Raw genomic sequence first — 4,997 nt, forward strand, 5'->3', positions numbered from 1 at the left:
CTAAAGCCAAACCCAAGATGCTCATCATCGGCGCCATGATGCGTAAGCTCGCTCAAGTCGCCTTTGGGGTTATCAAATCCGGCAAGCCCTTTGATCCTTCGCTTCACGGGGCTTGATTCGGACAACAGTATCTACGTTTCCGCGGTCTCGAACCCGTCGGCGAACACCGTTTCGCTGCGCGCGCCGAAGGCCGGATCGCTGATGCCGGGCAGGCCGTTCTCGAGATGCCCGCCGAGGCGGCGCAGCCAGCGCGGATCGTGGTCGCTGGTCAGGCTGAGGTCGTACCAGCGCTGGTTCGCCGACAAGGTCCATTCCAGATCGGCGGTCGCGCCCGCGGCGAGGTCGACGCCGCGTGCCGGCTCGCTGCTGTAGCGGTTCGCCGCGAGCGTGACGCGGCAGGCCGCGCTGCCCGCGTTGTTCAGGCGCAGCACGAGCGCGTTGCGGTCGGTGTCGTAGAGCGCGACGAGTTCGGGGTTCGCGCCGTTTTCCACGCGCGCGAGATCGCCGCCGAAGCTGCGCAGGAAGCCGTTCGGGCCGTGCACGTGCAGGTCGTAGATGCCGGCGGTAACCGCGCGCGCGCTCCAGTAGTCGGTCAGCTCGGTGCCGCCGCCCAGCGAATAGAACCACGGGCCGTCGCTGCGGTTGTCGGCATAGACGTTGAGGCCGGCGCCGCCGGCGCCGTCGTTGAAGAAGTCGAGCCAGTAGCGGCCCGAGGCCAGATCCACGCGGCCGTTGACGTTCAGCGCATAAGGCAGCGCACGCGCGGGCCGCGAACCGCTTTCCTGAGTCGGCAGCGCGTTGGACGCCGGCGGCGTCGCCGGATTCAGCGTGCAGGTCACGTCGGCGTTCGCGATGAAGCCGCTGGTATCGGGCAGGCTCGGCCAGACCGGATCGGCCGCACTGAAATCGAGCGTCGAGGTCAGGTCGCCGGTCATCGCGCGACGCCAGGCGCCGATGTTCGGCTCGTGCACGCCGAAGCGCTGCTCGAGGAAGCGGATCACCGAGGTGTGGTCGAACACTTCCGAATTGACCCAGCCGCCGCGGCTCCACGGCGAGACGACGAGGCTCGGCACGCGGATGCCGAGCCCGACCGGCACGCCGTTGTGGCTTTCGCTGGCGGTTGCGACCGTGCTCTGGCCGAGGCTCGCGGTCAGCGCCGGCACATGCGAGGGCATGTGATCGAAGAAACCGCCGTTCTCGTCGTAGGTGATGACGAATACGGTCTTCGACCAGACTTCCGGATTCGCCGCGAGCGCGGCCAGCAGCTGCGCGGTCAGCGCCTCGCCGTAGGCCGGCGCGGCTTCCGGATGTTCACACATGGAAAACGGCGCAACGATCCACGACACCTGCGGCAGCGTTCCGTTCTGCACGTCGTTGCGGAACTGCTGGATCAGCGGCTGGCCGAGCGTCGTATAGGCGTTCGACGCGTCGGAACCCGGCGAATAGTCGCGGCCGCGGCGATACAGCGACGACGTGGTCGGAATGCCGCGGAAATTGCGGAAATAGGCCAGTGAGTTGTCGCCGTAGTTGTCGTATTCCTGATAGACCTTCCAGCTCACGCCGGCCTGTTCGAGGCGTTCGGCGTAGGTGGTCCAGTCGTAGGCCGGAAACGCGGTGTTGTCGCGCGTCATGTCGGCGGTCCAGTTGCCGTCGTCCACATTGTTGACGCAGTGATTGCCCGGGCGGTTCACGGCGAGCCCGCTGGTGCCGGTGAACAGGTGCATGCGATTCGGATTGGTCGGTCCGTGGATCGAGCAGAACCACGCGTCGCAGACCGTGAACGCATCGGCCAGCGCGTAGTAGAACGGCAGGTCGGCGCGCGTGAAATGGCCCATGCACATCGCGCCCTTCTCGCGCACCCAGTGATCGAACGCCTTCCAGCGCGCGTGGTTTCCTTTCCAGCTGTGGTCGATGTCGTCCATGCACTGCGCGCTGGTCAGCTGCGTGTCGAGGCGGAACGGCATGACGTCGCCGCCGCCGGTGCGCGGCTGGCGCCAGACGTCGGCGCCGCCCGGCAGCCGGATCGTGCGCGGATCGTCGAAGCCGCGCACGCCGCGCAGCGCACCGAAGTAGTGATCGAACGAGCGGTTTTCCTGCATCAGCACGACGACGTGCCGGACGTCCTGGATCGTGCCGGTCACGCGCGCCGGCGCCACCGCGAGCGCTTCGCGTATCGCCGGCGGCAGCGCCGCCATCAGCGTGGCCGCACCGGCCGATTGCGCCGCGAGGCGCAGGAATTCGCGTCGACTCGTACCCGCCATGATCGTGTCCCGTGCTCATCGATACGCCGCGGTCCTCGCGGCGGCGGGCATGCTCGGCACGGATTGTTGCAGTGCGGTGTACGCGGCTTGAACGTTTGGATTTTTTGCCGATTGCGGCGTGAAGGCATCGAACCCCGCAGGTCGGGTCGAGCCGCGGGCCGGGCCCGACATCGAGGTAGTTCCGCGAGGCGGACGCCGGGCGAAGGAAGAAGCTTCACGCGTTCCTGATTCGCCTCGATGTTGCTTCGCCTGCGGTTCAACCCGACCTACTGTTCTCTTTCTCAAAACCCCGCGACCACCCTCAGCAATCCCCAGCAACCGACCGCAAACGCCGCGCCCGCCGCGGCCGAGGCCAGCATGAACGCCATGCCGCGCCGGTTCGCGGCCTGCGAATAGGCGAGCGCATACCAGAAACGCGCCGCTACCCAGACGAGTCCGGCAATGCCGGCGATCAGCGGCGAACCGTACGTCGTGCCGAGCCACAGCGCCGGCAGGAACAGCACCGTGCTCTCGACCGTGTTCATCTGCATACGGAACACGCGTTCGAAATGCTCGTTGCCGGTCGTCGCGGGCGCCTTGATGCCATAGCGTCCACGCGCACGGCCGACGAGCCAGGTCACGAAGATCAGCAGCAGCACGGTGAACACGACGGCGATCGCAGGCAGATGGTTCGACATGAGTGGGTTCCGATGGATGAGGCCGTCACCATAGCAAGACCGTCGGCTTTGCGGCGCCGATGCCCGTCGGGCCGACTGCGGATGGGTACTCAACCGGGCTCCGCCGTCCGTGCTAGGTTCGGGCTCCGCTCCCCTGCCTGAGTAACGATCCATGCGCCCGACCCACGCCCTGCTCGCGCTGCTGCTGGCGGCGCCCGCGGCGACCGCCTCGGCCGCCGCCGACACGCTGCTCGTCGACATCCGCAGCGCCAGCCATGCACAGGTGGAAGCGTATAAAACCGCAGAAGGTGTCGACTGGTGGATCGAACTCGGCGACGAGCTGCTGCTGGCCGGCGACGCGGCGACCCTGCGGGCACAGTCACCGGCCCATCGCGCCGCTCGCTCGCTCGGTGCACTGCGCGCCGAAGACCTCGTGCTGCATGCGCGCGGCTGCGGCGACGGTCCCGCACCCGAAGACCTGCGCATCACGCCGCTCGACGGCAGCTACGAACTGCTGCGCCGTCCGGCCGACCCGGCCCGCCAGCAGGCACTGTCGAGCCGGCACCCGGAGCATCTCGGTGCAGCCGAGTGGATCGCGCTGAAGCCCGGCAGCGTCGTGCTGCGCCAGCATCGCCTCGATCGCGAGGCCGTGCGCGCCGTGCGCGCCGTCGATCCGATCATCGACGCGATCGTCGCGCGCGTGGACGGCCAGCGCTGGTTCGACACCGTGTCGCAGCTGACGACCTGGGACCGGTCGAGCTACAACAGCAGCACCGACCCGACCTCGGGACTGTATCTGTCGCGCCAGTGGATACGCACGCAGTTCGAGGCGCTGGGCCTCGAGGTCAGCGAGCCGGCGTTCTCGATGACGCTCGGCGGCAATCCGGCCGTGCGCCACAACGTCGCCGGCCGGATCACCGGCTGGAAGCATCCGGATCAATGGCTGCTGGTCGGCGCGCACTACGACTCGCGCCAGGAGACGATCACGACGCCGACGCTGACGCCCGGCGCCGACGACAACGCCTCGGGCTGCGCCGGCGTCATCGAGGCCGCGCGCGCGCTCGTGCCGGCGCAGCCGGAAAAGACGCTGATCTTCCTGTGCTATGCCGGCGAGGAGCAGGGTCTCTGGGGCAGCAACGGCCACGCCGGCGATCTGCAGACCAGCGGCGATCTCGCGAAGGTCGAAGGCATGGCGAACATGGACATGATCGGCTGGGTCAGCGGCGCGGCCGGCTTCGGCGTCACCGTGACGACCGCGCAAGGCACGGGCCCCGGCGGCGACCTGGCCGCGAACATCGCGTTCCGCGACCGCTTCGCCGATGCGGCGGCCAATTATGTCCCCGGTCTCACGGTCGTGAAGTCGCAGACCGCGTGCTGTTCCGACCAGCAGCCCTACCTCAACCGCGGCGTGCGCGCGGTGCACAGCATCCACCGCGGCGGCACGTCGTATCCGCATTACCACCGCACCACCGACAGCGCCGCGAACATGAACAGCGCAGGCACATCGGCGACGCTCGGCGGCTATGTCGTGAAGATGAACGTCGCCGCGCTCGCGGAACTCGCGGGCGTGACCGACCGCATCTTCGCCGACAATCTCGATTGACGGACACGCTTGAATTCGCGGGTCCGGGGGCCAACCTCGGCTCCATGAGCCGCGCCTTCGTGAAAGAATCCGACCGCACCGAGCCGCTGCCGGACATTCCTGTCAGCGAGCATCCGAACTGGACCACGCCCGCCGGGCTGGCACGCCAGCAGCAGCGCCTGGCCGAATTGCGCGACGCCGCGAAGCAGCCCGAAACGCTGCGCGACGACGCCGCGCTGCAGACGATCGCGCGCGAGCAGCGCTGGCTGGAAGCACGCATCGCGAGCGCGAACGTCGTCGATCCCGCCCATCAGCCGCACGACCGCGTCGCCTTCGGCGCGTCGGTCGAGGTCGTCGACGAACACGGCGGCGAAGCGCGCTATCGCATCGTCGGCGAAGACGAAGCCGACGCCGAGCATGGCAGCGTGAGCTGGCTGTCGCCGCTCGCGAAAGCCGTCATCGGCGCGAAGGTCGGCGACGAAGTGCTGTGGCGGCGGC

General features: G+C 68.3%; 4 protein-coding genes and 1 pseudogene. 3 read left to right on the forward strand and 2 right to left on the reverse strand.

Annotated elements, in window-relative coordinates; translation table 11 throughout:
- Positions 1-116, forward strand: a pseudogene (locus tag VLF18_RS11330) (IS110 family transposase); the annotation flags it as partial.
- A 15-nt stretch (positions 117-131) separates the two neighbouring features.
- On the opposite strand, the gene VLF18_RS11335 reads toward VLF18_RS11330, so the two are convergent.
- Positions 132-2,264, reverse strand: coding sequence for a phosphocholine-specific phospholipase C (locus tag VLF18_RS11335; RefSeq protein ID WP_325279734.1), 2,133 nt, complete (start codon positions 2,262-2,264; stop codon positions 132-134).
- A gap of 278 nt (positions 2,265-2,542) precedes the next feature.
- A complete protein-coding gene (locus tag VLF18_RS11340; RefSeq protein WP_325279731.1) occupies positions 2,543-2,938 on the reverse strand; it encodes an MAPEG family protein in 396 nt (131 codons plus the stop codon).
- Between the two features lie 151 nt (positions 2,939-3,089).
- Between VLF18_RS11340 and VLF18_RS11345 the strand changes: the two genes are divergently transcribed.
- On the forward strand, positions 3,090-4,520 hold the full coding sequence (locus VLF18_RS11345; protein WP_325279732.1) for a M28 family metallopeptidase: 1,431 nt from the start codon (positions 3,090-3,092) through the stop codon (positions 4,518-4,520).
- Between the two features lie 59 nt (positions 4,521-4,579).
- On the forward strand, positions 4,580-4,997 hold a 418-nt coding region (locus tag VLF18_RS11350), incomplete at its 3' end, for a GreA/GreB family elongation factor (RefSeq protein ID WP_325279733.1).

This window comes from Tahibacter sp. (genome assembly GCF_035481375.1).
Lineage (GTDB): Bacteria > Pseudomonadota > Gammaproteobacteria > Xanthomonadales > Rhodanobacteraceae > Tahibacter.

Coding starts and splice junctions, on each gene's coding strand:
- VLF18_RS11340 (WP_325279731.1), bottom strand. CDS start 2,938: ATGTCGAACCATCTGCCTGCGATCGCCGTCGTGTTCACCGTGCTGCTG.
- VLF18_RS11345 (WP_325279732.1), top strand. CDS start 3,090: ATGCGCCCGACCCACGCCCTGCTCGCGCTGCTGCTGGCGGCGCCCGCG.